Annotated in this window: 25 protein-coding genes; 5 read left to right on the top strand and 20 right to left on the bottom strand. The window is 68.4% G+C overall.

Going from position 1 to position 25,461, the window contains the following annotated elements; all coding sequences use genetic code 11:
* Window positions 1–4: 4 nt before the first annotated feature.
* From IG196_RS24630 to IG196_RS24680, 11 genes are all read right to left on the bottom strand, one after another.
* A complete protein-coding gene (locus IG196_RS24630; protein ID WP_192193407.1) occupies window positions 5–757 on the bottom strand; it encodes an SDR family oxidoreductase in 753 nt (250 codons plus the stop codon).
* Between the two features lie 13 nt (window positions 758–770).
* Entirely contained in the window at window positions 771–2,207 is a 1,437-nt protein-coding gene (locus IG196_RS24635) for an aldehyde dehydrogenase family protein (RefSeq protein WP_192193408.1), read from the bottom strand.
* Between the two features lies 1 nt (window position 2,208).
* A complete protein-coding gene (locus tag IG196_RS24640) occupies window positions 2,209–3,297 on the bottom strand; it encodes an isopenicillin N synthase family dioxygenase (protein ID WP_192193409.1) in 1,089 nt (362 codons plus the stop codon).
* 68 nt (window positions 3,298–3,365) lie between these two features.
* Complete coding sequence (locus IG196_RS24645; RefSeq protein ID WP_412556396.1) at window positions 3,366–4,523, bottom strand: ABC transporter substrate-binding protein; 1,158 nt, start codon at window positions 4,521–4,523, stop codon at window positions 3,366–3,368.
* 126 nt (window positions 4,524–4,649) lie between these two features.
* Window positions 4,650–4,973: a hypothetical protein gene (locus IG196_RS24650; RefSeq protein ID WP_192193411.1), complete on the bottom strand. Its 324-nt coding sequence runs from the start codon at window positions 4,971–4,973 to the stop codon at window positions 4,650–4,652.
* A 9-nt stretch (window positions 4,974–4,982) separates the two neighbouring features.
* Complete coding sequence (locus IG196_RS24655) at window positions 4,983–5,960, bottom strand: Bug family tripartite tricarboxylate transporter substrate binding protein (RefSeq protein WP_225616781.1); 978 nt, start codon at window positions 5,958–5,960, stop codon at window positions 4,983–4,985.
* Window positions 5,954–6,865: an ArgK/MeaB family GTPase gene (locus IG196_RS24660; protein WP_192193412.1), complete on the bottom strand. Its 912-nt coding sequence runs from the start codon at window positions 6,863–6,865 to the stop codon at window positions 5,954–5,956. The genes IG196_RS24655 and IG196_RS24660 overlap by 7 nt, the downstream gene beginning before the upstream one ends.
* Window positions 6,862–7,995, bottom strand: a complete 1,134-nt coding sequence (locus IG196_RS24665) for a CaiB/BaiF CoA transferase family protein (RefSeq protein WP_192193413.1) — start codon at window positions 7,993–7,995, stop codon at window positions 6,862–6,864. Before IG196_RS24665 ends, IG196_RS24660 begins: the two co-directional genes overlap by 4 nt.
* Window positions 7,992–8,411 carry a cobalamin B12-binding domain-containing protein gene (locus tag IG196_RS24670; RefSeq protein ID WP_192193414.1) on the bottom strand — a complete coding sequence of 140 codons (420 nt, stop codon included), beginning with the start codon at window positions 8,409–8,411 and terminating at the stop codon, window positions 7,992–7,994. Before IG196_RS24670 ends, IG196_RS24665 begins: the two co-directional genes overlap by 4 nt.
* Window positions 8,408–10,030, bottom strand: coding sequence for a methylmalonyl-CoA mutase (locus IG196_RS24675; RefSeq protein WP_192193415.1), 1,623 nt, complete (start codon window positions 10,028–10,030; stop codon window positions 8,408–8,410). Before IG196_RS24675 ends, IG196_RS24670 begins: the two co-directional genes overlap by 4 nt.
* Window positions 10,027–10,782, bottom strand: a complete 756-nt coding sequence (locus IG196_RS24680) for an enoyl-CoA hydratase/isomerase family protein (RefSeq protein ID WP_225616782.1) — start codon at window positions 10,780–10,782, stop codon at window positions 10,027–10,029. The genes IG196_RS24675 and IG196_RS24680 overlap by 4 nt, the downstream gene beginning before the upstream one ends.
* A gap of 213 nt (window positions 10,783–10,995) precedes the next feature.
* Between IG196_RS24680 and IG196_RS24685 the strand changes: the two genes are divergently transcribed.
* Window positions 10,996–11,748, top strand: coding sequence for an IclR family transcriptional regulator (locus IG196_RS24685; RefSeq protein WP_101488879.1), 753 nt, complete (start codon window positions 10,996–10,998; stop codon window positions 11,746–11,748).
* A gap of 4 nt (window positions 11,749–11,752) precedes the next feature.
* Here the strand turns inward: IG196_RS24685 and IG196_RS24690 are convergent, their stop codons facing one another.
* The 4 genes from IG196_RS24690 to IG196_RS24705 form a co-directional block, all read right to left on the bottom strand.
* Entirely contained in the window at window positions 11,753–12,730 is a 978-nt protein-coding gene (locus tag IG196_RS24690) for an NAD(P)H-dependent flavin oxidoreductase (protein ID WP_099792541.1), read from the bottom strand.
* Between the two features lie 45 nt (window positions 12,731–12,775).
* Window positions 12,776–13,381, bottom strand: coding sequence for a TetR/AcrR family transcriptional regulator (locus IG196_RS24695; protein WP_192193417.1), 606 nt, complete (start codon window positions 13,379–13,381; stop codon window positions 12,776–12,778).
* Window positions 13,382–13,511: 130 nt separating this feature from the next.
* A complete protein-coding gene (locus tag IG196_RS24700) occupies window positions 13,512–14,666 on the bottom strand; it encodes an aromatic ring-hydroxylating oxygenase subunit alpha (RefSeq protein ID WP_192193418.1) in 1,155 nt (384 codons plus the stop codon).
* A 113-nt stretch (window positions 14,667–14,779) separates the two neighbouring features.
* Entirely contained in the window at window positions 14,780–15,838 is a 1,059-nt protein-coding gene (locus IG196_RS24705) for a 3-keto-5-aminohexanoate cleavage protein (protein ID WP_192193419.1), read from the bottom strand.
* A 229-nt stretch (window positions 15,839–16,067) separates the two neighbouring features.
* Between IG196_RS24705 and IG196_RS24710 the strand changes: the two genes are divergently transcribed.
* Both IG196_RS24710 and IG196_RS24715 read left to right on the top strand, forming a co-directional pair.
* Window positions 16,068–17,054, top strand: a complete 987-nt coding sequence (locus tag IG196_RS24710) for a Bug family tripartite tricarboxylate transporter substrate binding protein (RefSeq protein ID WP_225616783.1) — start codon at window positions 16,068–16,070, stop codon at window positions 17,052–17,054.
* A gap of 29 nt (window positions 17,055–17,083) precedes the next feature.
* A complete protein-coding gene (locus IG196_RS24715; protein ID WP_101488873.1) occupies window positions 17,084–18,124 on the top strand; it encodes an AraC family transcriptional regulator in 1,041 nt (346 codons plus the stop codon).
* Between the two features lie 88 nt (window positions 18,125–18,212).
* Here IG196_RS24715 and IG196_RS24720 read toward each other — a convergent pair whose 3' ends face one another.
* Genes IG196_RS24720 through IG196_RS24730 form a run of 3 tightly spaced genes read right to left on the bottom strand, consistent with a single transcriptional unit; the run spans window position 18,213 to window position 21,167 of the window.
* Window positions 18,213–19,271, bottom strand: coding sequence for a 3-keto-5-aminohexanoate cleavage protein (locus IG196_RS24720; protein ID WP_192193420.1), 1,059 nt, complete (start codon window positions 19,269–19,271; stop codon window positions 18,213–18,215).
* Window positions 19,272–19,321: 50 nt separating this feature from the next.
* On the bottom strand, window positions 19,322–20,164 hold the full coding sequence (locus IG196_RS24725; protein ID WP_192193421.1) for a TauD/TfdA dioxygenase family protein: 843 nt from the start codon (window positions 20,162–20,164) through the stop codon (window positions 19,322–19,324).
* A 31-nt stretch (window positions 20,165–20,195) separates the two neighbouring features.
* The gene (locus IG196_RS24730; RefSeq protein ID WP_192193422.1) at window positions 20,196–21,167 is read right to left on the bottom strand and encodes a Bug family tripartite tricarboxylate transporter substrate binding protein; all 972 of its coding nucleotides are present in this window, start codon (window positions 21,165–21,167) and stop codon (window positions 20,196–20,198) included.
* A 199-nt stretch (window positions 21,168–21,366) separates the two neighbouring features.
* Here IG196_RS24730 and IG196_RS24735 point away from each other — a divergent pair, with 199 nt between their 5' ends.
* The gene (locus IG196_RS24735) at window positions 21,367–22,338 is read left to right on the top strand and encodes a quinone oxidoreductase family protein (protein WP_192193423.1); all 972 of its coding nucleotides are present in this window, start codon (window positions 21,367–21,369) and stop codon (window positions 22,336–22,338) included.
* A 51-nt stretch (window positions 22,339–22,389) separates the two neighbouring features.
* Here IG196_RS24735 and IG196_RS24740 read toward each other — a convergent pair whose 3' ends face one another.
* The gene (locus IG196_RS24740; protein ID WP_192193424.1) at window positions 22,390–23,628 is read right to left on the bottom strand and encodes a porin; all 1,239 of its coding nucleotides are present in this window, start codon (window positions 23,626–23,628) and stop codon (window positions 22,390–22,392) included.
* A 59-nt stretch (window positions 23,629–23,687) separates the two neighbouring features.
* Window positions 23,688–24,251 carry an RBBP9/YdeN family alpha/beta hydrolase gene (locus IG196_RS24745; RefSeq protein WP_192193425.1) on the bottom strand — a complete coding sequence of 188 codons (564 nt, stop codon included), beginning with the start codon at window positions 24,249–24,251 and terminating at the stop codon, window positions 23,688–23,690.
* Between the two features lie 140 nt (window positions 24,252–24,391).
* Here IG196_RS24745 and IG196_RS24750 point away from each other — a divergent pair, with 140 nt between their 5' ends.
* Window positions 24,392–25,432, top strand: a complete 1,041-nt coding sequence (locus IG196_RS24750) for an AraC family transcriptional regulator (protein ID WP_192193426.1) — start codon at window positions 24,392–24,394, stop codon at window positions 25,430–25,432.
* Window positions 25,433–25,461 lie beyond the last annotated feature (29 nt).

Raw genomic sequence — 25,461 nt, forward strand, 5'->3', positions numbered from 1 at the left:
ACGCTCAGATCGACCGCCCGCCGTCCACCGGCATCTCGACCCCGGTCAGGAAGTTCGCCTGCGGGCTGCCCAGGAACACCGCGACGTTCGCCACGTCTTCCGGGTCGCACATGCGGCCGAGCGGAATTGTCGAGACGAAGCGCGCGCGGTTGTCGGCCGTGTCGGCCACGCCCATGAAATCCTGCAGCAGACCGGTGGCGGCCATCACCGGTGCGATGAGGTTCACGCGGATTCCGTCGGGCGCGAGCTCGACCGCCATCGACTTCGTCATGACCCGCACCGCGCCCTTCGAGCTGTTGTACCAGGTGAGGCCGGGCCGCGGCCGGATGGCGCCCACCGAGCCGATGTTGAGGATCACGCCGCCCCCGTTCGCCTTCATCACCGGCACGACGGCGCGCGCCATGTGATAGATCGACTTCACGTTCACCGAGAACACGCGGTCGAAGGTGGCCTCGTCGACGTCGAGCATCGACTGGTTGCGGTGCGTGGTGCCCGCGTTGTTGACGACGATGTCGGGCCCGCCGAAACGCGCCGTGGCCTGCGCCACCAGCGCCTGCACCTGGTCGAAGCGCGTCACGTCGCAGGCCACGGGCATCGCGTTGTCGCCCAGCGCCGAGGCCACCGCCTGCGCGGCCTCCAGGTTGATATCGGCCAGCACGACCTTCGCGCCCGCCGCGACGTACGCGCGGGCGATGGCGGCGCCGAAGCCGCTCCCCGCCCCGGTGACGATCGCCGTCTTCTGGTTGAGCATCGACATGGTGTGAGTCTCCTTATTCGTAGTGATGGACCACGGTCTTGGTGGTGCTCATTTCATCGAGCGCCAGCAGACCCTTCTCGCGGCCGTAGCCGCTCTTCTTCACGCCGCCGAAGGGCAGCTCGACACCGCCTCCCGCGCCGTAGCAGTTGATGAACACCTGCCCGCTCGCCAGCCGCCGCGCCATGCGTGCCTGGCGGTTGCCGTTCTCGGTCCACACGCCGGCCACGAGGCCGTACTCGGTGGCGTTGGCCAGCTGCACCGCGTCGTCCTCGTCGTCGAAGGGCATCGCCGCGAGCACGGGGCCGAAGATCTCCTGGCTTGCCAGCCGGTGCGTGCGCGGCACCGGGCCGAAGAGCACGGGCGCGACAAAAAAACCTCCGGGCGGCAGGCCGTCGGCGAGCTTGCCTTCAGCCAGGCGCGGCACGCCTTCGGCCACCGCGTCGCGCACGATGGCCTGCACGCGCGCCTGGTGCCGCGCGTTGATCATCGGCCCGCAATCGAGGTCCTGCTCCGGGGTGCCGACCTTCAGCGCCGCGAAGTGCGTCGCGATGGTGTCGACGAAGCGGTCGTAGATGCCCTTGTGCACCAACAGGCGGCTGCCGGCCGAACAGGTCTGGCCCGCGTTCTGCACGATGGCACGCACGATGATCGGCGCGGCCTTGGCCAGGTCGGCGTCGTCGAACACGATCTGCGGCGACTTGCCGCCCAGCTCCAGCACGCAGGGCACGTGGTGGCGCGCGGTGGCCTGCTGCACCTGCATGCCGACCTCGGGCGAACCGGTGAAGGTCGCGAAGTTGATGCCCGGGTGCGCGGTGAGCGCGGCGCCGGCTTCGGTGCCCAGGCCGGTCACGATGTTCAGCGCGCCCGGCGGCAGGCCAGCTTCCATCGCCAGCTCGGCCAGCTTCAGCGCGCTGAGGCACGCGTCTTCCGACGGTTTGACCACCGCCGCGTTGCCCATCGCCAATGCGGGCGCGAGCGTGCGGCCCATCATCTGCGCGGGGTAGTTCCACGGAATGATGTGCGCCGTCACGCCATGCGGGATGCGCAGCACGCTCACGTTGTAGCCGTTGAGGTACGGAATGGTCTGGCCGTGCACCTTGTCGGCCGCGCCGCCGTAGAACTCGAAGTAGCGCGCCACCGCCGCCGCGTCGGCGCGCGCCACGGCCATCGGCTTGCCGGTGTCGCGCGCTTCGAGCTGCGCCAGCGCTTCGCCGTTGGCGAGGATGAGCTGCGCGAGGCGCTGCAATATGCGCCCGCGCTCGGTGGCCGTCATACGGCCCCACGCGCCGTCGAGCGCGCGGCGCGCGGCGGCCACCGCCAGGTCCACGTCTTCGGCCCGCCCGCGGGCCAGGGTGCCGAAGGGCTGTGCGCTGCACGGGTCGAGCACCGGCAGGGTCTCGCCCGAAAGCGCATCGACCCAGCGGCCGTCGATCAACATCTGGCGCTTCATCTCAGGCCTGTGCGGTCACGCCGGCGGGCTCGACCTCCTTCATGAAGTTGGGGTCGTTGTAGTGGTACAGGTCGTCCAGGTAGGGCACGAAGAAGTCGTAGAACGAGCGCGTGTCGTAGCGCGCCTGCTCGCCCGGTGCGATGCACTCGGGAATGGGCGCCACGCTGGCGTCGTCGTCGGGGTAGAAGAAGAAGGTCAGCGCGTAGCGCTTCATCGGCGGGTTGACGACGCGGTGCGGCGTGGCGATGAAGTGGTCGTTCGACAGCCGGTTGAGCACCTGCCCGGTGTTGACGATGAGCGCGTCCTTCACGTAGCTCACCTTGAGCCATTCCTTGGCCGGCGTCATCACCTGCAGGCCCGGCACCGGCGTCATCGGCAGCAGCGTGAGAAAGCTGCCATCGGAGTGCGGCGCCAATGCGTATTGGCCTTCGTCCATGTGCGCCTCGGGGTGGTAGTAGGCGCAGCGCTGGTAGTACTCGGGCGCCTTGAACATCGGGTCGAAGTGCTCGGCGCGCAGGCCCAGTGCGCGCGCGTAGATGGGCAGCAGCTTGAGCGACAGTTTCTCCATCGCGGTCTGGTACGCATGCAGCGCGGTCTTGAAGGCCGGCAGGCTCTCGGGCCACTGGTTCAGGCCGCGGTGACGCACGTTGGCACGCACCTTCGGGTCGTCGGCGTCGCGGTTGCGCATGAAGAGCCAGGCCGCGTTGGTGTCCTTCTTGGTGTTGACCGCGATCTTTTCCATGATGGCGGTCGACTTCAAAATCGACGACTTCGGCGGCAGGTAGCCCTGGTGGTGGTAGCCGACGCGGTGGCGCAGCTTCTCTTCCATCGACAGCTCGAACAGCTTCGCGGTCTGCGCGAACGACTCGTCGATGAGCGACTGCGGGATGCCATGGTTCACGATGGCGAAGAAGCCCAGGTTCTCTTGAATGAGCTTCACGTCGGCGGCCAGCTGTTCCAGCGCGCCGGGCTCGCCGGCGAGGTAGGGGCCGACATCGAGCAGCGGCAGTTCCTTCGCGGCGGCGATGGCGGCCTTCACCTGCTCGGACGGTGCGACGGTGGGAGGAATGGCACGGGGGTTGGCTGTCATGGTCTTGTCTCCTGTGGTGGGGTCGTGAGGTTGGAAAGGGTCGTCTTGCAAAGCAGCATCGCGCCGCTTCAACTCCAGTTCTTGCACTTCGATTCCGCCTTGGACGCGAAGGCCTGCTCGCCCGGAATGCGCTGCACCGGCTTGTAGTAGTCCCACGGGCGCTTCGATTCGGCCGGGCTCTTGATCTCCATGAGCTGCAGGTCGTGCACCATGCGGCCGTCGCCGCGGATGTGGCCGCTGGACGTGTACATGTCGTCGATCTTCAGCGTGCGCAGCTGCGTCATCACCGCGTCGGCGCCGTCGGTGCGGGCGGCGCCCACGGCCTTCAGGTACTGCAGCGCGGCCGAGTAGCTGGCGGCCTGCATGCTGGTAGGCATCTTCTTCATCTTCTCGAAGAAGCGGGCCGACCACTTGCGCGAGCGCTCGTCGGTGTCCCAGTACCAGGCCTCGGTGAGGTTGATGCCGCTCGTGAGCTTCAGGCCGAGCGCGTGCACGTCGGTGATGAAGAGCATGAGGCCCGCGATCTTCATCGTCTTGGTGACGCCGAACTGCTGCGCGGCCTTGATGGCACCGATGGTGTCGCCGCCGCCGTTGGCCAGGCCCAGCACCTGCGCCTTCGAGGCCTGCGCCTGCAGCAGGAACGACGAAAAATCGGTGGCCGACAGCGGATGCCGCACGCTGCCGACGACCTTTCCGCCGTTGGCCAGCACGACCTGCGTCGTCTCCTTCTCCAGCGAGTCGCCGAAGGCGTAGTCCACCGTCAGGAAGTACCAGCTCTTGCCGCCCTGTCGCGTCATGGCAGCGCCGGTGCCGCGCGCCAGCGCCACGGTGTCGTACAGGTAGTGCACGGTGTAGGGCGAGCACTCTTCGTTGGTGAGCTGCGCCGCCACGCCGCCGGTCACCATCACGACCTTCTTCTTCTCGGCCGCGATCTTGGCAATGGCCAGGCTGGTGCCCGAGCTGGGCCCGCTGATGATCATGTCCACGCCCTGCGTGTCGAACCACTCGCGCGCCTTGGTCGCGGCGATGTCGGGCTTGGCCGAGTGGTTGGCGGTGATCACCTCGATCTTCTTGCCGTTCACGGTGCCACCCGCATCGGCGACGGCCATCCTCACGGCCTCTACCAGGCCGGCACCGCCCATGTCGGAGTAGAGGCCGCTCATGTCGGCCATCACGCCGATGCGCACGACGTCGTCGTTGCCTTGCGCAAAGGCCGGTGCGGCCATGGCAGCCAGCACGGCCGCCGCGAGGCGTCGGCGCAGTGGCTGAGTGAACGGAAACTCTCGTGTCGTCGTCGTCTTCGAATGCTTTTGCATTTTTTTGTCTCCTTCTTCTGTCGTAGGTTTCGAACGCTATCGGTCCGCTGCGGGGCTCCCATGGCTGGCGTGCTGCGCCGACTGGTGGCGCAGCAGTTGCAACATCTGCGGCCGCACGGGCCCCCGAATGCGGGCCGCCACGGCCTCGCAGTGCGCCCAGAGCGCGGGTGCGACGGGCGCGCGCAGGCGCACGGCATCGAGCAGCCGCTGGATCGCCAGACGGTCGTGCCGCATGGCGACGCTGCGCTCCAGCAGCGCCAGCGCCGCCGCGCGGGCGTCCTGGGCCTGCTGCGGCGATGCGTGCGCTTCTCCGCCGGTGCGCAGCGACTTCTTGAGCGTGCGGATGGCTTCGCGCTTCATGCGGCTTCCTCAATCCACGCGTGCGCCGGAGCGACGCACTACGGCACTCCACGTCACCGCATCGGTGCGCAGGCGCTGGCCGAACGCTTCGGGCGAGGTCGGCGCAGGCTCGGCGCCCTGCGCCGAGAAACTGGCCACGATCTCGCGGTTGCGCAGCACCTCGTTCACGTCGGCGTTGAGGCGGCGCACGGTCTCGGCCGGTGTGCGCTTCGGTGCCATCAGGCCGAACCACGGGTTCACGTCGAAATCGCGAAGGCCCGCTTCGGCGACCGTGGCGATCTCGGGAAAGGCCGCCGCGCGGCGCGCACTCGTGACGGCCACGGCGCGCAAGGTTCCGGCACGCAGCATCGCGGCCACCGATGGCAGGCTCGCGAACACCAGGTCGATCTGTCCGCCCATCAACCCCTGCAGGGCCGGCGCCGCACCCCGATAGGGAATGTGGACCAGCTGCCGATGGGCCGCGGTGTTGAACATCTCGCCCAGCAAGTGGTTCACCGAGCCATTTCCCGCCGAGCCGTAGGTAACCCGCTCACGCCCCGCGACCTCGATGAGCTCGGGAACGCTGCGCCAGGGCGCATCGGCACGCGTCACCAGCACGAAGGGCAGCGTGGCAAGAATGGCCACAGGGGCGAAGTCGGCTACCGGGTCAAAGGGCAGCTTGGGGTACAGCGCACCGTTGATGGCCTGGGTTCCCACGTAGCTCATCAGCAGCACGTGCCCGTCGGCCGGTGCGGTGGCGACGGCTTCCATGCCGACATTGCCGCCCGCACCCGCACGGTTTTCGATGATCACCGGCTGGCCCCACTTCTCGCCGAGCTTCTGGCCGACGATGCGCGCCAGCACGTCGGACGCGCCGCCCGGCGTCTGCGGCACGACGATGCGTACGGGCTTGGACGGAAAGGCGGTCTCGGTCGCCACGGCGGCGGGCGCCGACAGCAGGCCGCAGGGCAGCGCACCGGCTGCAAGCATCAGGTCACGTCTCAGCATGGGGTCTCCTCCGCATGCGGCAACGCAGCCACGGCCTGCGCCAGTTGCTCGGCGATGGGCGTATCGAAAAAAGCACCGTCCTGCTGCGCGATGAACTGCCCGATGCGCAGCTCCAGCAGGCGACGCAGCCGGTAGCGTGCGCGCCGCGCGCGGGCGAGCGCGCGCACCCCGGGCGCCTGCGCGTGCCAGGCCTGGTGCCGGTCGATGGTGTCCGACAGCGCCTGCAGCGATGCCGGGTCGCCGGCCGCGCTCAGCAGGATGGGCGGCACCCAGTCGCCGGGCGCGTGGCGCGCCATCGTGGCGATGCGACGGATGTCGGTCGCCATGCGCTGCGCGCCCGGCAGGTCCGCCTTGTGGACCACGAAGATGTCGGCCATTTCCATGATGCCGGCCTTCATGGCCTGCACGATGTCGCCGCTGTCGGGCAGCAGCACCAGCACCATCGTGTCGACCTGCGCGCGCACTGCATGCTCGGCCTGGCCGACGCCGACGGTTTCGAGCAGCACATCGTCGAAGCCGAAGCGGTCCATCAGCTCCAGCATCTCGGGCAGGTTGTCGGCCAGCCCGTCGCCGGTGCGGCGCGAGCCGAGCGAGCGGATGTACAGCTGCGCATTGCCCGCGAGTTCGTCCATGCGCACGCGGTCGCCGAGGATGGCGCCGCCGCTCTTCGGGCTGCTCGGGTCCACGGCCAGCACGCCGAGGCGCCCGCGCGGCGCCCGTAACTGCGCGAGGTGGCCGACCAGCGTGCTCTTGCCTGCGCCGGGGGCGCCGGTGATGCCGACGCGCCGCGCCGCATGTGCCGGCGGATCGCGCAGCGGCTCGCGCGCCAGCGCCATCGGGTCGGCGTTCGCCAGCCGCGTGAGTTCGCGGCTCAGCGCCCAGCGGTCGAGCGGCGTCACGTTCATGCGATCACCTTCCCCAGCACCTCGTCCGCATGCTCGTTGAGCAGCGGCGGGAGGCCGTAGCGCGGCGTGAAGCCGTCGAAGCGGATCGGGCTGGCCACGGCCTGCAGCGGCAGGCTGCCGTCACCCAGCGACACCACCAGCCGCCGCGCGGTGGCGATGTCGCCGCACAGCGCGTCGTTCAGCGTGCCGACCTCGGCCGCCACCACACCCAGCGGCACCAGCCGCCGCACCCACTCGGCCGCCGGCGCGCCGCGCAACAGCTGCGCGATGGCGGCGATGACCTCTGTGCGGTGCGCGCGCCGGCCGGCCATGGTGCAAAAGCGCGCGTCGGTGGTCCATTCGGAATGGCCGACCTCGTCGCAGAAGATCTTCCAGAACTTGTCGTGCGTGATGAACAGCGTGAGCCAGCCATCGGCGGTCGGGAAGATCTGCGCCGGCACCACGTACGGGTGCGACGAGTCGGCTTGGCGCGCCATGGTCTCGCCCGCGTTGAGCACGGCGCCGGCCAGGTAGTTGAGCTGCGAGAGCATCACGTCGTACATCGCGACATCGACCTGCCCGCCCTGGCCCTGCACGATCTTGGCCAGCAAGCCGACCGCGGCCACGAGCCCCGCCGAGTTGTCGACGGCCGAATAGCCGGCCTTGGTGGGCGGTGCATCGGGGTCGCCGGTGAGCGCCATCACGCCGGTCAGCGCCTGGATCACGTAGTCGTAGGCGGGGCTGTCGGCGTGCGGGCCGTCCAGGCCGTAGCCGGTGAGCGCGACGCAGACGATGCGCTCGTTCCACTGCCGCATCGCGTCGTACGTGAGGCCGAGCTTGCGGATCGCGGACGGTCGCAGGTTGGTGATGACCGCGTGCGAGGTCTCGGCGATGCGGCCCAGCGCCTCCTGCCCCTCGACGCTGGCCAGGTCGAGCACCACGCTCTTCTTGCTGCGGTTGAGGCTGGCGAAGTAGGCGTTGTGCGGGCCGATGAAGTGCGGGCTGACGCTGCGGGCGATGTCGCCTTCGGGCGTCTCGATCTTGATGACCTCGGCGCCCATGTCGGCCAGCATCAGGCCGCAGTAAGGTCCAGCCAGCATGTGGCCGACTTCGATGATTCGGATGCCATCGAGCGGCCCGGCCGTGCTCATGCGAGGCACTCCGCCAGCAACGCCACCACCAGCTCCAGCGGCATGTCCGCCGTGAAGACCGCGCTCACGCCGAGCGCACGCAGGTGGACATGGTCTTCGGCGGGGATGGTGCCGCCGACGAACACCTTCACGTCGTGCGCCTTCAGTTCGCGCAGCTGCGCGATCACTTCCGACACCAGCTCCTTGTGGCTGCCCGACAGGATGCTCAGGCCCACCGCATCGACGCCTTCGTCGACCGCCACCTGCGCGATCTGCAGCGGGCTGCGGCGCAGGCCGGTGTAGATCACCTCGGCGCCGGCGTTGCGCAGGGTCAGGGCGATGATCTTGGCACCGATGTCGTGGCCGTCGAGGCCGGGCTTGCCGATCAGGATGCGCCGGGCCGCGAGCGCGGCGGTGCCTGGTTGCTGCGTGCTCATAGGTTCACCGGCTCCTTGAATTCGCCCCACTGGGCTTTGAGACAGGCCACCATCTCGCCGACGGTGGCGTAGGCGTGGCAGCACTCCACGAGGTAGGGCATGACGTTCTCGCGGTCCTTGGCGGATGCGGCCGACAGCCGCGCGAGCGAGCGCGCCACCGCCGCGTTGTCGCGCGTGTCGAGCGTGCGCTGGAACTTCTCCAGCGCGCGCTGCGCCACGGTGGGGTCGAGCGTGAAGACCTCGCCGACCTTCACCTCTTCGTTCTGCTTCTTGAAGTGGTTCTGCCCCACCACCACGGTGCGCCCGGCGTCGTTGTCGAGCTTGCGTTCCAGACCGCGCTCGGCCAGGCGCATCTGGATCCAGCCTTCCTCGATGGCGCGCACCACGCCGCCGTAGGCGTCGATCTCGTCCATCACGCGCACGATCTGTTCTTCGATGCGGTCGGTGTGCTGCTCCAGGAAGTAGCTGCCGCCCAGCGGATCGACGGTGCGGCCGATGCCGCTTTCGTAGGCCAGGATCTGCTGCGTGCGCACTGCCAGCTCGGCCGAGAACTCGGTCGGGATCTGAAAGGCTTCGTCGAAGGCACAGGTGAAGATCGACTGCGCGCCGCCGAACACCGCGGCCATGGTTTCCACCGCCACGCGCACCACGTTGTTGTAGGGCTGCGGCGCCACCAGCGACGAGCCGCCGCACACCACGCCGAAGCGGAAGTGCTGGGCCTTCGGGTCCTGCACGCCGTAGCGCTCCTTCATGAGGCGCGCCCACAGCCGGCGGCCGGCGCGGAACTTCGCGATCTCGTCGAAGAAGTCCATGTGCACGTAGAAGAAGAACGACAGCCGCTTGGCAAACTTCTCGACGTCGCCGCCGCGCGCGCGCAGCTCGTCCACATAGGCCAGGCCGTTGGCCAGCGTGTAGGCCATTTCTTCGGCAGCGGTGGCGCCCGCGTCGCGCACATGTGCCCCGGCAATGCTGATCGGGTTGAAGCGCGGCGAGACCTCGTTCGAATAGAGGATGGTGTCGGCAATGAGCCGCATCGACGGGCGCACCGGAAAGATCCAGGTGCCGCGCGCCACGTACTCCTTGAGGATGTCGTTCTGGATGGTGCCGGTGAGCTGGTCGCGCCGCACGCCCTGCTTGTCGGCCACCGCCAGGTACATCGCATAGATGATCGCGGCCGTGCCGTTGATGGTGAACGAGGTCGAGATGCGCGAGAGGTCGAGGTCCTTGAACAGGATCTCCGCCTCGCTGAGGTTCGACAGCGACACGCCGACCTTGCCGATCTCGGGGCGCGCCATCGGGTGCGTGGGGTCGAGCCCGCACTGGGTCGGCAGGTCCAGCGCCACCGACAGGCCCGTCTGCCCCTTGGCCAGCAGGAACTTGTAGCGCTCGTTCGATTCCTCGGCGGTGCCGAAGCCGGAGTACTGGCGGATGGTCCACAGCCGGCCCTGGTAGCCGTCCGGGAAGATGCCGCGCGTGAAGGGGTACGCGCCCGGCTCGCCGATGTGCTCGGGCCGCACGGCGCCGGCACCGACGCTGGCGGGCACCTCGAGGCCGGTCGGGCTCGTGGGGTACAGGCGCGGCTCGTTGGCAGCGCTGGGCATGAGCTCGTCGCGCTTCATCGGGCGGCCTTCGCAAGAAAACGGTCGGAGGCCTGCCAGTGGTCGTCGTGCAGCCAGGTGGCCAGCACCTGCGCATGCTCGACCTCGCGCCGCGCGCTGTACGACGCCCCTTCGCGCCACGCGATGAGCTGCGCCTTCATGCCGCGCAGCACCTGTGGCGGATGCGCGCGCAGCGGCGCGAGAAATGCGCGCAGGTCTTCGCCGTCGGCGCCGTCTGCAATCGATGCATCGGCCAGGCCCCACTGCAGCGCCTGCGCGGCATCGATCATTTCGCAGCGGCCCATCATGCGCAGTGCGCGCGCACCGCCCACCAGCCGGCACAGGTCGGGCCCGCCGCCCCAGGCCGTGCTGATCGCCAGCTTGGCCTGGATGAAACCGATGCGTGCATGTGCGGCCTGCAGGCGCATGTCGCAGGCCAGTGCCAGCTCGGCCCCGCCGCCAATGGCGTCGCCGTTGAGGTACGCCAGCACCGGCACCGGGCAGCGGCGCACGGCGTCGAGCGCGCCGCGCGAGCGCTCGACCATCGCGTGGGTCGCGGCCTCGTCGCGCACCTCCGAGAGTTCCACCAGGTCGCCGCCGGCGGCAAAGAAACGCTCGCCGGCGCCGCGCAGCACGAGCAGCCGCGTGTCGGGCCGGGCCCCGTGCGCGGCGACCGCCTGGGCCAGCGCCGTGAGCACGCGGCCCGCGAGGGCGTTGTGCTTGGCGGCGCGGTCGATGGTGATCCACACCACGCCGTCGGCGTGTGCGTCCACTGTGATGTCCTGGCTGGCTTGCTGCACCTTGGTATGTCTCCGTCGAACTGTCGTGGGCCCATCGTAGGAATCGACTTATTCGAGAACAAGAACCTATGTTCAGCATTACGAACAAATGACAGAATGACCGCGCGGATCGTGCTCGCCGATCCCGTTTGTTCAGGCGGCTGAATTTCGTCGCCCGGCTCGTTCCACCGTTCAGGAGAAGCGCCCATGACTGGCGTCACCGTGACCGCGATCGCGCGGGTGATCGACATCTTCGAAGCCTTCCAGGCGAGCCAGCGCCCGCTGTCGCTCACCGAACTGGCCGAGGCGGTGGGCGTGCCCAAGAGCACCTGCCACGCCATCGTCTCGACGCTGACGGCGCGCGGCTACCTGTACACGCTGAGTCGCCCGCGCGCGCTCTACCCGACGCGACGCATGTTCGACGTGATGCACGACATCAGCGCGAAAGACCCGTTCATCGAGCGCGCCACGCCGGTGCTCGAGCGGCTGCGCGACGCCACGCGCGAGACCGTGATCCTCGGCAAGCGCCAGGGCGACTCGGTGATCTACCTGCAGGTGGTCGAGGGCCTGCACCCCATCCGCTATTCGGCCAAGCCCGGCGAGTTCAAGCCGCTGCACTCCAGCTCCATCGGCAAGGCGCTGCTGGGCAGCCTGAAGGAGCCCGAGCTGCGCACCTGGCTCAAGGAGCGCACGCTGCCCGCCGTGACCGCCACCACCAAGACCGCGCACGAGGCGCTGGTGGCCGACGTGCTCGACAGCCGCAAGCTCGGCTACTTCGTGACGCGCGGCGAGAACGTGAGCGACGTGTGGGCCGTGGCGGCCTTCCTGCAGCTGCACAACGACACGGTGGCAGTGGCCGTGGCCGGGCCGCAGCACCGCATCGAATCCAGCGTGGCCGAGGTGGCGCGGCTGCTGGTGGCCAGTTGCAGCTTCCTGGCGCGGCAGGTCGAGCGGGGCTAGTCGATCAGCCGCGCAGCATGCCCGCCAGGCGCTTGGCGATGAGTTCATCCGCCTGCGCCATGATGCGGTCGATGAGCTCCGCACAGCTGGGCACGTCGTGGATCAGGCCGGCCACCATGCCGCAGCTCCAGGCGCCGGCGTCCATGTCGCCCTCGGTCATCACCTTCGGGTAGATGCCGGCGACCTGGTCCATGATGTCGTCGATCTTCAGCGCGTCGCCCTTGATGCGCTCGATCTCGATGAGACGCTCCACGCCCGCGTTGTTGATCACGCGCTCGGTGTTGCGCAGCGACCGCATGATCAGGCGCGTGTCGAGCTCCGAAGCGTTCACGATGGCCTGCTTCACGTTGGCGTGCACTGGCGCTTCTTTCGTTGCGATGAAGCGCGTGCCCATGTTCATGCCTTCGGCGCCCAGCGCGAGCGCGGCCACGAGGCTGCGGCCGTCGGCCATGCCGCCCGAGGCGACGAACGGGATCTTCAGTTCTTCGGCCGCGCGCGGCAGCAGGATCATGTTGGGCACGTCGTCTTCGCCGGGGTGGCCGCCGCACTCGAAGCCGTCGACGCTCACCGCATCGCAGCCGATGCGCTCGGCCTTGAGCGCGTGGCGCACCGACGTGCACTTGTGGATCACCTTGATGCCCGCGGCCTTCAGCGCGGGCATGTAGGCCTCGGGGCTGCGGCCCGCGGTTTCCACGGCCTTGATGCCGCCTTCGACGATGGCGGCGATGTACTCGGGGTACGGCGGCGAGGCAAAGGTCGGCAGGAAGGTGAGGTTCACGCCGAAGGGCTTGTCGGTCATCTCGTGGCAGCGCGCGATCTCGCGGGCCAGCAACTCGGGGGTCTTCTGCGTGAGGCCCGTGATGATCCCCAGGCCGCCGGCGTTGGAGACGGCCGCTGCCAGCTCGGCAAAGCCGACGTAGTGCATACCGCCCTGGATGATCGGGTGGCGGATGCCGAAGAGTTCGGTGATGCGGGTTTTCAAGGGAACGTCCTTTGGTCGGGGTTGCTGGGAAGAAAGAAAGAAAAATCAGGGCGGCGAGATCACGCGCAACACATCGCGCGCCATCGCCTTCATCCAGGCCGCGTCGCTCTTCAGTGCGGGCTCGGCGAAGGTCTTGGCGAAAGTGGGCCGCGCCATCTTTGCGTAGTTCAGCGTGCCGAAGATGAGCGTGAGCACCACCACGGCCGACAGGTCGTCGCGCACGAGGCCGGCCTTCTGCGCTGCAGCCACCAGCGCCAGGCTGGCCTGCAGGAAGCCTTCGAGCGGCCGGGTCTGCGCATGCTGGATGCGCTCGGCGTTGTCGAGCAGTTCGCGCGTGACGAGCTTGAAGCCCGTGGGCCGCGCGTGCATCCACTCGACCTGCAGCGCGACGAACGCCTGCAGCCGCGCGGGCAGGTCGGGGGCCGCCTCGACGCGCTTGCAGATGCGTGCCGTCAGGTCCTCGGCCTGTTTTTCGAGCACGGCGCGGTACAGCACTTCCTTGCTCGGAAAGTGATGCAGCAGCCCCGGGTTGCCGACCTCGCAATCGCGCGCAATGGCCGACAGCGACGCGCCCTGGAAGCCATGGTCGGCAAAGTGCTGCTCGGCGCGCGCGAGGATTATTTCTTTACGGGAAAGGGCAAGGGTGGCCATCGGTCGGTGCTGGAGAGCGTCACGCTGAAGAGCGCATGCCGCGACAACGCGACCGGCGATCAGACGCGGGGCGCGCCATTCTTTCTTGTGTCTTGTGGTCTGGTTGTTGCACGCGCGACACCGCCCCGCGTCAGCGTGCGGCCGGCATCGCTGCCACCTGCTGCGCGAGCTGCGCATGGAAGCGCGGCGCGCTGTACTCGAAGGTGCCGAAGCTCAGCGCGTCGTTCGCGCCCGATGCGAGCCCGGCCTGGATCGACTCGGCCAGCGCGTAGTCTTCGGCGAGCGTGCGGCGGTACAGCGCGACGTTGGCGTCCCAGTGGGCCGTGGCCTTCTCCGACGCTGGCGCTTCAGGAATCAGCGTGAGTTCGTGCACGCGCGTGCGCGTGGCACCCAGCGGCTCCAGCATGCTGAGTTGCGCATGGTCGGGCTGCACGAGGATGGTCGTGTTGGGAAAGAAGAAGTAGGTCAGGTTGCCGTAGCGACGCGGATCGAAGCCGGCGACATCGGGCGTGTGTTCCTGGAACTTCGCCTTGAGCAGGTACAGGCGCCGGTTCAGGTCGAACTCGTCGATGACCTGCAGGTTGTGCAGGAACATGTGGGCGATGGTCTCGCGGTGCGCCACCTTGAAGTGGTACGCCTCGAAGGAACCATCGACCAGCAGCTTCCAGTTGGCGTCGACCTCGTAAGTGCGCGGCGCATAGGCCACGGGCGCGCGCAGCCCGGCCAGCGATTCGAGGTTGTCCATGAGCGCACCGAGGTGCGCGCCGGGATCACTGCCCGCCAGCGACGGATCGCACACGACCCAGACCACGCCCGCGCGCTCGACCGTGGCCAGCCGGCGCAGGCCCGACTCTTCCTGCTTGAGGCACGGAAAGCCGAAGGACTCGGGCACGCCGCGCAAGGCGCCGTCGGGCTTGTAGGTCCATGCGTGGTACGGGCAGACAAAAGCGCGCGCCTCGCTGCCGCTGCCCTCGGGCACCACGCGCGCGCCGCGGTGGCGGCACACGTTGAGAAAAGCTTGCACCTGCCCGCTCTCCTGGCGCACCAGCAGCAGCGGCACGCCGGTGTGCGTGAGCGACAGCCACGCGCCCGGCGACGCGAGCGAGGCGCTGGAAGCCACCGGCTGCGGGTGCCGCTGCAGCAGCCGCCGCTCGTCGCGCGCAATCGCCTCGTCGGTGTACTGGCCGACCGGCACGCGCTCGCCCTCCCCTTGGGCGTCGGCGCGCCCGGCCTGCAGGGCCGTGGTGGCGCGGCGATGGAGTTCGGCTGCGAAGTTCTCGCTCATCGGGGGGCTTTCTGTGCGATGCCTGCAGCCCGGTGAAGCCCGGTGAGCTGCGCGATCGGCCCCAGTCTACCGACTGACCAGTCGGTACGTCAATCACCCCCGAGACAGAGGTATCAGGCCGGCTTGCGCAGGAAGCCCTGCTGGGCGCCGTTGCGGTTGGGCGCGAAGCCGTTGGCCTGCAGCGTCTCTTCGGTGGTTTCGTAGAACACGCCGATCTTCATGATCTCGCGCGCCTGCTGCGCGGTGGCGATGGGGCGGCCGAACTCGGTCGAGATGCGCACCAGCTGCCTGATCTGCTCGACCGAGCTCATCTTGCCGGTGCGGGTCTGGTTCCAGAGCACGTCCTCGATGCCGCAGCGCACATGCAGGCCCAGGGCGATGCCGATCATGTTCACGGGCAGCACGTTGAGCACGGAGCTCTCGACCGTGACCACCGAGCCGTCGGGTGCGGCGCGCAAGAAGTTGGCCAGGTTGTAGATGTTCGCCTGGTCCATGCCGCCGCTGATCGCCACCCAGTTCATCACCAGCGGGCCCTTGTAGACGCCGCGGCGGATCATCCGCTCGATGGTCTCGAAGCTGTTGATGTTGTAGCACTGGAACTCGCTCTGGATGCCCGCGGCCGTGAGGCGGCGGATGTGCTCCTCGACCCAGCTGGGGTTCGAGGGAACGATCATGTCCTTGTACGTGGAGTACAGCCGCGGGTCGCCGCGCGACAGGCCCTTGAAGTCGTCCAGGCCGGCGTGCTCGGTGACGTTCATCTGCGTGGTGTTGACGGTCACGGTCACCTGGTCGGGCTTGGGCGTGAGCTCGGCCAGCATGTGGCGCGTGTCGTCGCTGAGCCACTTGGCGGCCGAACCGTCGTCCTCGGGCGCGAAGCTGATCGAGCCGCCCACCTGGATGACCATCTCGGGCACGCGGGCGCGCACGCCGGCGATCAGCTCGTTGAACATCGACAGGCGCTTGCTGCCCTTGCCATTGGCTTCGCGCACATGCAGGTGCAGCACGGTGGCGCCGGCTTCGTAGCAGTCGACCGCCTTCTGGATCTGCTCTTCCATCGTGACCGGAATGTCTTCCGGAAAGTCGGCGGGAATCCACCCCGGCGCATAGGGCGCGGCCGTGATGATCAGGGGTTGCTGGTTCTCGGGATAGAGGTGGCCGTCGAGGAAGTTCATGATGGGGTTGTCTCCGGTGGGAAGGTGGTTCTGACGCCAAAAGTGTCTGGCGCACCGGAGAAAACTTCTTGCTCATTTGGGGCGGTGTTTTGTCTTTTTGGGACGTTGAAAAGGCCAAGGCTTCGCTGTCGCGATTCGGTAAGTGGCCGACGCCCAGCGCCAAGCGTTGACAGGGGGTGGCGCCGCAGAATTTGCACGCCTTTGTCTCTTCAACCTGAGGACGAACTTCATGTGTCTGCATCTACTGCGAGCCCCCCTTCTCTTCCTGGCCGCGCTGTGCTGCGGCATGGGCACGGCCTCGGCCCAGGCCTGGCCCGACAAGCCCATCCGGCTGATCGTTCCCGCGCCGCCCGGCGGCATCTCCGACGCGTCGGCGCGGCTGCTCGCCGAGCATCTGCGCACGAACCTCGGCCAGACCGTGCTGGTGGACAACAAGCCGGGCGGCTCCACGGTCATCGCCCAGCGCGCCTTGATGAGCGCGCCGGCCGACGGCTACACGCTGATGGTGTCGCCGTCGAGCGTGCTGTCCGACATTCCGCTCGCCGTGAAGACGCCGTATGACCCGCTGAAGACCTTCACCTACGTCGGCGAAGTGACCGGCATGGTCCATGTGCTGGTGGCCAACACCGGCTTTGCACCGAACACGGTGAAAGATCTGCTGGCGCATGCCAGGCAGCACCCGCGCACGCTCAGCGTGGCCAACCTGAGCACGGGCACGCGCTCCAACCTGCTGGGCGAGATGCTGCGCGAGCGCAGCGGCAACGACATCCTCGTGGTGCCGTACAAGGGCTCCGCGCCGGCGCTGGTCGACCTCATGGGCAACCAGGTGCAGCTCACGTTCGAGGTGGTGAGCAACGTCACGCCGCTGATCCGCAGCGGCAAGATCAAGGCGCTGGCCGTGGCGTCGGCCAAGCGATCGCGCTTCCTGCCCGACGTGCCCACCTTCGGCGAACTGGGCCTGCCCGACTTCGTGATGCCCGACGCCAGCGTGGGCGTGTTCGTGCTCAGCAGCATGCCGCCGGCGCTGCAGGAGAAGATCCACGCCGAAGTGGCCCGGGCCGTGCAGTCGCCGAAGTTCCGCGAGGCCCTGCTCGCGCAGAATTACGATCCGCCCCGCGACATGTCGCTGCCGCAGCTGCGCCAGACGCTGGACGCCACGACCGCCCACAATCGGGCCATCATCGAGAAACTGAAACTCAAGATCAGCCCCGAGTGAGCAGCACGGGGCCCTTCCAGCAGCCACCCATGAAACACCTCGGTCGACTGATGCGCAGCGCGAGCCTCAGCGGCTACGTGGAGCTGGTGCAGTCGCTCGGCCGGGACCCGCATGCCTTCATGCGCACCGTGGGGCTGAAGGCGCAGCTGCTCGAACACCCCGAGACGCTGATCCCCGGCGACGCCGTGCGCGAGCTGCTCGAGATCACCGCGCGCGCCACGCGCACCGAAGATTTCGCGCTGCGGCTCGCGGCGCAGCGCAAGCTGTCGGCGCTGGGCCCCATCAGCGTCGTGTTGAAGGAAGAGCCCACGCCGCGCGACGCGCTCGACACGCTGGGCCGCTACCTCAAGCTGGTGAACGCCTCGCTGAGCTTTCGCCTCGAGGACACGGGCGACATGGTCATCATCCAGGAAGACCTGCTGCCCAGCCCGGGGCTGCCGATGCGCCAGTCGATGGAGCTGGCCGTGGGCATCATGTTCCGCATCCTCAGCGAACTCATCGATCCGCAGTGGCGGCCACAGCAGGTGTGCTTCACGCACCGCCCGCCGGCGGACGTGTCGGCGCACCGCGCCTTCTTCGGGCGCCACGTCAAGTTCAACCAGGATTTCAACGGCCTCGTGTGCTTGGCGGCCGACCTGCGCAAGCCGCGCGAATCGGGCGACCAGGGCGCGGCGCGCTTTGCACGCGAGTACCTCGATGCGGCGCTGAAAGACCGCGGCGAGAGCACGCGCGAAGCCTGCCGCGAACTCATCCTGGCGCTGATGCCCGGTGGCGGCTGCACGGCGCAGGAAGTGGCGCGGCACCTGCGCGTGGACCGCCGCACGCTGCACCGCAGGCTCGAGGCCGAAGGCTTCACCTTCAGCAGCCTGCTCGACCATGTGCGCTCCGACCTCGTGAAGCGCCACCTGCGCGACAGCGACCTGCCGCTGAGCGAGGTGGCCGAGCTGCTGGGTTTTTCAGGGCCCAGCAGCTTCAGCCACTGGTTCCGCCATCACTTCGGCTGCAGCGCCTCGCAGTGGAGCAAGCAGACGGCCGGCGCGGTGGCTCAGGGCGCGGTGCGCGCGTTCTGAACCAGGTCTTCGAGGCGCAGGGCATGCGAGAGGCCTTCCAGCAGGCGCCAGACCGCGTGTGTGAAGCGCCTCGTCATCACCTTGTCTCTCAAGCCGCCTTGCGCAGGAAGCCCTGGTTGCCTCCGTTGCGATTGGGCGCGAAGCCGTTGGCTGCGAGCGACTCTTCCGCCGTCTCGTAGAACACGCCGATCTTCGAGATCTCGCGCGCCTGTTGCGCCGTCGCGATCGGTCGGCCGAACTGACGCGAGATTTCCACCAGCTGCTCGATCTGCGCCACGGTGCCGATCTTGGCCGAGCGCGTCTGGTTCCACAGCACGTCCTCGGTGCCGCAGCGCACGTGCAGGCCCATCGCAATGCCCATCATGTTCACGGGCAGCACATTGCGCACCGAGCTTTCGACGGTGAGCACCGCGCCGTCGGGCACCGCGCGCACGAAGTTGGCGAGGTTGTAGATGTTCGGCGCATCCATGCCGCCGCTGATCGCCACCCAGTTCATCACCAGCGGGCCCTTGTAGACGCCGCGCCGCATGAGCCGTTCGACCGACTCGAAGCTGTTGATGTTGTAGCACTGGAAGGCGCTCTGGATGCCGGCCTTCGTGAGGCGGCGGATGTGCTCCTCGACCCAGCCCGGCTGCGCCGGCACCGTCATCTCCTTGTAGGCCTCGTAGATGGCGGGGATCTCGCGCGAGGTGCCCTTGAAGTCCGCCAGCTCGGCGTGCTCCGTGACGTTCATCTGCGAGGTGTTGACGGTCACCGTCACCTGGTCGGGCGTGGGCTCCAGCTCGGCGAGCATGTGGCGCGTGTCGTCGCTCAGCCACTTGGCCGCGGCGCCTTCGCTCTCGGGTGCGAAGCTGATCGAGCCGCCGACCTGGATGATCATTTCAGGCACCGCATGGCGCACGCCGGCGATCAGCTCGTTGAACTTCGAGAGGCGCTTGCTGCCCTTGCCATCGAGTTCGCGCACATGCAGATGCAGCACCGTGGCGCCGGCGTTGTAGCAATCGACCGCCTTCTGGATCTGCTCTTCCATCGTGACCGGGATCTCGCCCGGGAAGTCGGAAGGCAGCCAGCCCGGTGCATAGGGCGCGGCGGTGATGATCAGCGGCTGCTGGTTTTCGGGAAAGAGGTGACCGTCGAGGAAGTTCATGGCGTGGCGCTTTCGGGTTGCGATGCAAAGGTCGGAAGGGAGCGCACGGCTCAGTAGGGCACGTCGCCGACGATGCCCGCGCGTTCCATCTTTCGCGGCGCGGGCCAGTAGTCGTTCAGCGCGTAGTGCTGCGTGCTGCGGTTGTCCCAGACGACCACGTCGCCCGGCTGCCACGACCAGCGCACCTGGTACTCGGGAATGGTGGCGCGGCTGAGCAGGTAGTTCAGCAGCAGCGCTGCACCCGGCGTCTTGTCGATGCCGTGCCGCACGTTCTCGGGGGTGCTGTAGTTCACGAAGTGCGTGGTGAAGCTGCCCACGTAGAGCACCTTCTCGCCGGTCTCGGGGTGCGTGCGCACCACGGGGTGCTCCACGGGCGGGTTGTCCTGGCCCAGCTTGAGGCGGGCTTCCATCGGCATCACGGCGCCGAACGAATGCTCGATGCTGGCCTTGGCGCGCAGCTTGCTGATCTTCTGCTTGATCTCTTCGGGCAGCTCGTCGTGCGCCTGCACCATGTTCACCCAGATGGTGTCGCCGCCGATCTCGGGGCATTCGATGCAGCGCAGCACCGAGCCCAGCGGCGGCGTCGTGCGCCACAGGCCGTCGCAGTGGTAGGTGTTCTCGTAGCTGTGCTTGTTGTCGCTGCGATGGATGAGCACCAGCCCCGGGTGGTCGGGATCGGAGCCGAGCACCGGGTGGTCTTCCAGCGCACCGAAGCGTTTCGCAAACGCCACGTGCTCGCCGCGCGTGATGTCCTGGCCGCGAAAGAACAGCACCTTGTGCTTGAGCAGTGCGGCGCGGATCGGCGCAAAGCGCTCGGCATCGCGCGCGGCCTCGCCCAGGTGGACGTCGGTGATTTCTGCGCCGATCGACGGCGTGATGGGTCTGATCTTCATGAGAGGTCTCCGGTGGAATGGCGGGTGCGGGTCAGTTCGCCTGGATGCGGTACTTCTTGACGATGGCGGCGTTGCGCTCGGACAGCGCCCGGGTTTCGACCATCAGCGCGGGCGTGTCGATGCTCAGCTCGGGCTCCAGGCCCACGTCGTTCAGCTTCTGCAGCACCGAAGGCACCTGCGCGGCCTTCTCGATCGTGGCCTGCAGCTTGGCCAGCACGTCGGCCGGCAGCTTGGCGGAGCCGATGAAGCCGACCCAGCCGCGGAACTGCAGGTCGGGGTAGCCGAGCTCGGTGGTGGTCGGCAGGTCGGGCAGGAAGCGCGAGCGGGTCTTGCCGGTGAAGGCATAGGGGCGCAGCTTGCCGGCCTTGATGAGCGGCATCGAAGTGAGCATGCCGTCGAACATGACGTCGATCTGGCCGCCCAGCAGGTCCTGCAGCGCGGGCGGCGAGCCGGCGTAGCCCACGTGCTGCATGTCCAGCCCGGCGCGGTCGCTGAGGATCAGGCCGGCGTACTGCGACACCGTGCCGGGGCTGTAGCTGGCGAAGCTGCTCTTGCCCTTGCGCTTCTTCAGCTCGGCGACCAGACCCTGGAAGTCCTTGGCCGGAAAGTTCGCCGCCGTGACGAGCACCACGCCCGAGCGCGCCACCGAGGCGATGGGCACCACGTCCTTCAGCGGATCGAAGGGCATCTTCACGATCTGCGGCGTTTCGGCCAGCACGTTGCTGGCGGCCATCACGATGGTGTTGCCGTCGGCCGGTGCCTGCAGCATCGCCTGCAGGCCGATCGAGCCGCCCGCGCCGGGGCGGTTCTCGATGATCACGGGACGGCCGATGTCCAGTGCCATCTGTTGCCCGACGACGCGGGCGACGATGTCCATCGTGCCGCCCGGCGGCGCGGGAACGATGAGCTTGAGGGGCTTGTCGCCCAGCGCCCAGGCCCCGAGGGCCATCGAGCATCCGACCAGCGCCACGGCGGCGGTGCGTACAAAGTGAAGCAGTTTCATGGGGTGTCTCCGGTTCTTGTGTCACGCAGGCCTCGGTGGGCCAACGCCGCCAGTATCCGGCGCACCCCGCCCTCGGTTCTTGCTTTATTGGGGCGTCCGTTTGTCGATTTGGGACATCCCTTCGACCGCACTTCCGGTCGCTGCGGTGCGCCGCAAGAATGGGCGCTTCCATGCACCCAGACACTCCAGGAGACGCACCATGAACCAGGCCATCCGCTTCCACGAAACCGGCGGCGCCGACGTGCTCCAACTCGAACACGTCGAGGTCGGCGAGCCCGGCCCCGGCCAGGCGCGCGTGCGCCACAGCCTCATCGCGGTCAACTTCATCGACATCTATTTCCGCACCGGGCGCTATCCGCTCGCACTGCCCAATGGCCTGGGCTCCGATGCCGTGGGCGTGGTCGAGGCCGTGGGGCCGGGCGTCACCGACATCCGCGTGGGTGATCGCGTGGGCTACCTCCTTGGCCCGCAAGGCGCGTACTCGCAAGTGCGTGTGATGCCTGCCGATGTGTTGATCCCTCTGCCCGATGGCATCTCGGACAGCACGGCAGCCACGCTGATGATGAAGGGCATGACGGCGCAGTACCTGTTCCGCCAGGTCTATCCGCTCAAGGGTGGCGAGACGATCCTGTATCACGCAGCCGCCGGTGGCGTGGGCCTCATCGCCTGCCAGTGGGCACGTGCGATGGGCGTCACGATGATCGGCACCGTGAGCACCGACGAGAAGGCAGCCGTTGCCAAGGCCAACGGCTGCACGCACACCATCGTGACCTCGCGCGAGAACATCGCCCAGCGCGTGCGCGAGATCACCGACGGCAAGGGCGTGCCGGTCGTGTATGACTCGGTCGGCAAGGACACCTTGGACGCGTCACTCGATTGCCTGCAGCCGCGCGGCACGCTCGTGAGCAACGGCACCTCGTCGGGGTCCGTGGTCCTCGACACCAAGGTGCTCGCAGGCAAGGGATCGATCTGGCTCACGCGGCCGGCGATGGTGCATTACATCCATCCGCGCCCGCACATGCTGAGCATGGCCGACGAGCTGTTCGGCCACGTGCTGGCCGGGCGCATCGTGAGCGAGCCGCAGCAGAGCTTTGCGCTGGCCGATGCAGCCGAGGCGCACCGCGCGCTCGAAGGCCGCAAGACCACCGGCGCCACCGTGCTCGTGCCCTGAACGAAGAAAGGGGGCGAGGCCGATGGCCCCGCCCCCTTTTTTCGCAGACGCTCAGAACGCGTGCCGGATGCCGACGTCGTAGCCCATCGCGCCGCGCGGCTGGAACCCGCCTGTGTTCGTGTAGCTCGCCTGCGGGAAGATCGCGGGCAGGCTCACGACCAGCGGCGTCACGCCCATCACGGTGGGGTTGTTGTGGCCGTCACGGATGCGGATGCGCGCCACCGACGCGTACAGCGCCGTGCGCTTGGACAGGTTATGCACGTAGCCGACCGCGAGCTTGTTGGTGCGGGCGTCGCCGTTCGGCACCGGCAAGCCGTTGTCGAACTTCACCTTGGCGTACGAGACGCGAATCAGGCCGGGGCCGACCGGCACCGTGAGGCCGAGCAAGGCGCCGTCGTAGCGGTCGCTGATGCGCGCGAACAGCGGGCCTTCGCGCACATCCTTCACACGCGACAGTTCGCCGAACAGCTTGGCCGCGCCGAAGTCATACGACGCGCCGACGTTGAAGCTCTTGATCCGCTCCTTGTTGAGCGCCGTGTCGGCCACCGTGCTTTCGCCGTAGGCCATCGCCACGTCGACGGGGCCGCCGGTCCACCCGGCCCGCGCACCGGCATAGCGTCCGCGCTGGCCCGTGCCCGCCGGGGCGCCGGGGCCTTCGACCTTGATGTTCTCCGGGAACGCGTACTGCACCTGGCCGTAGAAACCGCCGAGGTTCGGCGGCAGGAAGTAGCTGATGGCGTTGCTCGTGCGCAGGTAGCTGTCGGTGCCTGCCGAGAGGCCGCCGTTCAGCAGGCCGCCTGTAGCCAGCGCACGCGAGGCCGCGATGTTGCTGTTGACCACGGCGATCAGGTTCGTGCCCACGCCGTTGACGGTCATCGGGTCGAACACCGCATCGTTCCAGAACGAGGCCGTGTAGTCGCGGCCCAGGCGCACTTCGCCGAAGGGGCCGCTCAGGCTCAGCGTGGAGCGGCGCCCGAAGTTCGCGATGCCGCCGCCCGTGTCGTTGCTCAGCGGTGCTTCGAGCCAGAAGCTCGCGGCCAGGCCGCCGCCCAGGTCTTCGGTGCCGCGAAAGCCCAGGCGGCTGGAGCTCAGGCCCGAGGGCGACAGCACCGTCTGGCGCTGGCCCGCCGTGCGCGAACCGGGCAGCGCGGCCGCGCCGTAGGTCTCGCTCTTCGTCGTGTAGCGGCTGATGCCCGCGTCGATGACCCCGAACACGGTGAGTGAGGACTGGGCACTGGCGCCGACGGCGCCCAACGTTCCCGCGACAAGGATGAAAGGTCTGATGCGCATGCCCGGTGTCTCCGATGGCTGTGGATGAAATTCTTGTTTTGTTGAGAAGCGCGGCCCGCTCAGGCGAGTTCGCGAATCAACGCGTCAGCGCCCGGCCAGTCGCCGAAGCCCGCCTGTGGGTTCAGGTGCCCGACCGCGCCCAGCTCGACGAAGCGGCTGCCCCAGGCCTGCGCGAGGCCGCGCGTGCGATCGAGTTGCGCGAGCGGGTCGTTGCTGCTCGCGGCCACGATGCTGGGGAACGGCAGCGGCAGGCGCGGAAGGGGCAGCCAGCCGTTGGCCTGCAGTGCGTCGTGCGTGGGGTAGCCCGCGGGCAGCGGCGTCTCGAGGTCCGCAGGCGTCGCGAGCAGCGCGCCGCGGATGCGGTCCGCGCGATGCGATTGCGCCCAGTGCGCGACCATGATCGCGCCCGCGCTGTGCGCCACGAAGACCACGGGCCCGTCGATGTCCTGCAGCGCGCGCGTGATCGCGTCGACGCGCGCCGCGCAACTGAGCTTGTCGTGTTCGAGCGGCGGCACGCTGCGCACGCGCGGCAGCCGGGCCGCGAGCAGCGTCTGCCAGTGGTCGGCGACATGGTCGCGCAGGCCGGGCACGATGAGAACGGTGGCGGGAATCGGGGGTGTCATGGGCACGTTTCAGCAAGGGCGTTGGAGAGCGATGGCAGTGCATCGCGTTGCCCCGGATTCTGGTGACGGCGGTGTTCCCCCGATTGACATTGCGCGCCAGCCACTTACCCTTCGATGCCACTCCAGTGCTCAGGTTTTCGATGTCTTCCTTGGTCCGCGCCGCCAGTCTCACCAACTACAGCGATGTCGCCCGTGCCAGTGGACTGGACCCGGTGCGCATGCTGCTCGATGCCGGCCTGAACCCGAGCGTGCTGGACGAGCCCGACCTCATGATTCCCGTCGAGGCCGTCGCGTCGCTGCTGCAGTCGTCGGCCGAGCGTTCGGGCAACGAGAGCTTCGGCCTGTGCATGGCCGAGTCGCGGCGCCTGTCCAACCTCGGCGCCGTCGGCCTGCTGGTGCGCGAACAACCCACGCTGCGCGATTCGCTCGACGTGCTGATGCGCTACCTGCCGCTGCTCAACGGCTCGCTGTCGCTGATGGTCGAGGCCTTCGACCAGGTGGTGGTCATCCGCGAAGAAGTGAAGCCCGGCAAGGCCAACCGCGCCACGCGCCAGCGCATCGAACTCGCGCTGGGCGTGATGCTGCGGATCATGCGGCAGTTCCTCGGTGCCGACTGGCAGCCGCGGCGCGTGTGCCTGGCGCACCCGGCGCCGCGCGACCTGCGCACGCACCGCCGCGTGATGGGCCCGGCCCTCGCGTTCGACCACGACTTCAACTGCATCATCTGCGCGCGCGAAGACCTGGCCGCACCCAACCCCTCGGCCGACCCGGCCATGGCGCGCTATGCGCAGCAGCTGCTCGACGCCGCGGCCCGGCCGGGCCGCGAGGCGCTGCACGACGACGTGCGGCGCGCGGTGCTGCTGCTGTTGCCCAGCGGGCGCTGCACCATCGAGCAGGTGTCGGACCACGTGGGCGTGGTGTGCCGCACCGTCCAGCGCCGGCTCGCCGACGAAGGCCAGACCTTCTCGTCGATCGTCAACGACGTGCGCAAGGAACTCGCCACGCGCCACGTGCTCGAGAGCGACCGTCCGCTGGCCGAGGTGGCGACGCTGCTCGGCTTCTCCGCGCCCAGCGGGCTGTCGCGCTGGTTCCACGCGCAGTTCGGCTGCAGCGCAAAGGAAAGCCGCGCCCAACGCAGCGCGGGGCGCCGCCGCGCGGCCGCGCGGCAGGCGCACGATTGACGCGCAGAATCGGCGCCGCCCTCCTCCCC

Source organism: Variovorax sp. 38R, assembly GCF_014843395.1.
Classification (GTDB): Bacteria; Pseudomonadota; Gammaproteobacteria; order Burkholderiales; family Burkholderiaceae_C; genus Variovorax; species Variovorax paradoxus_H.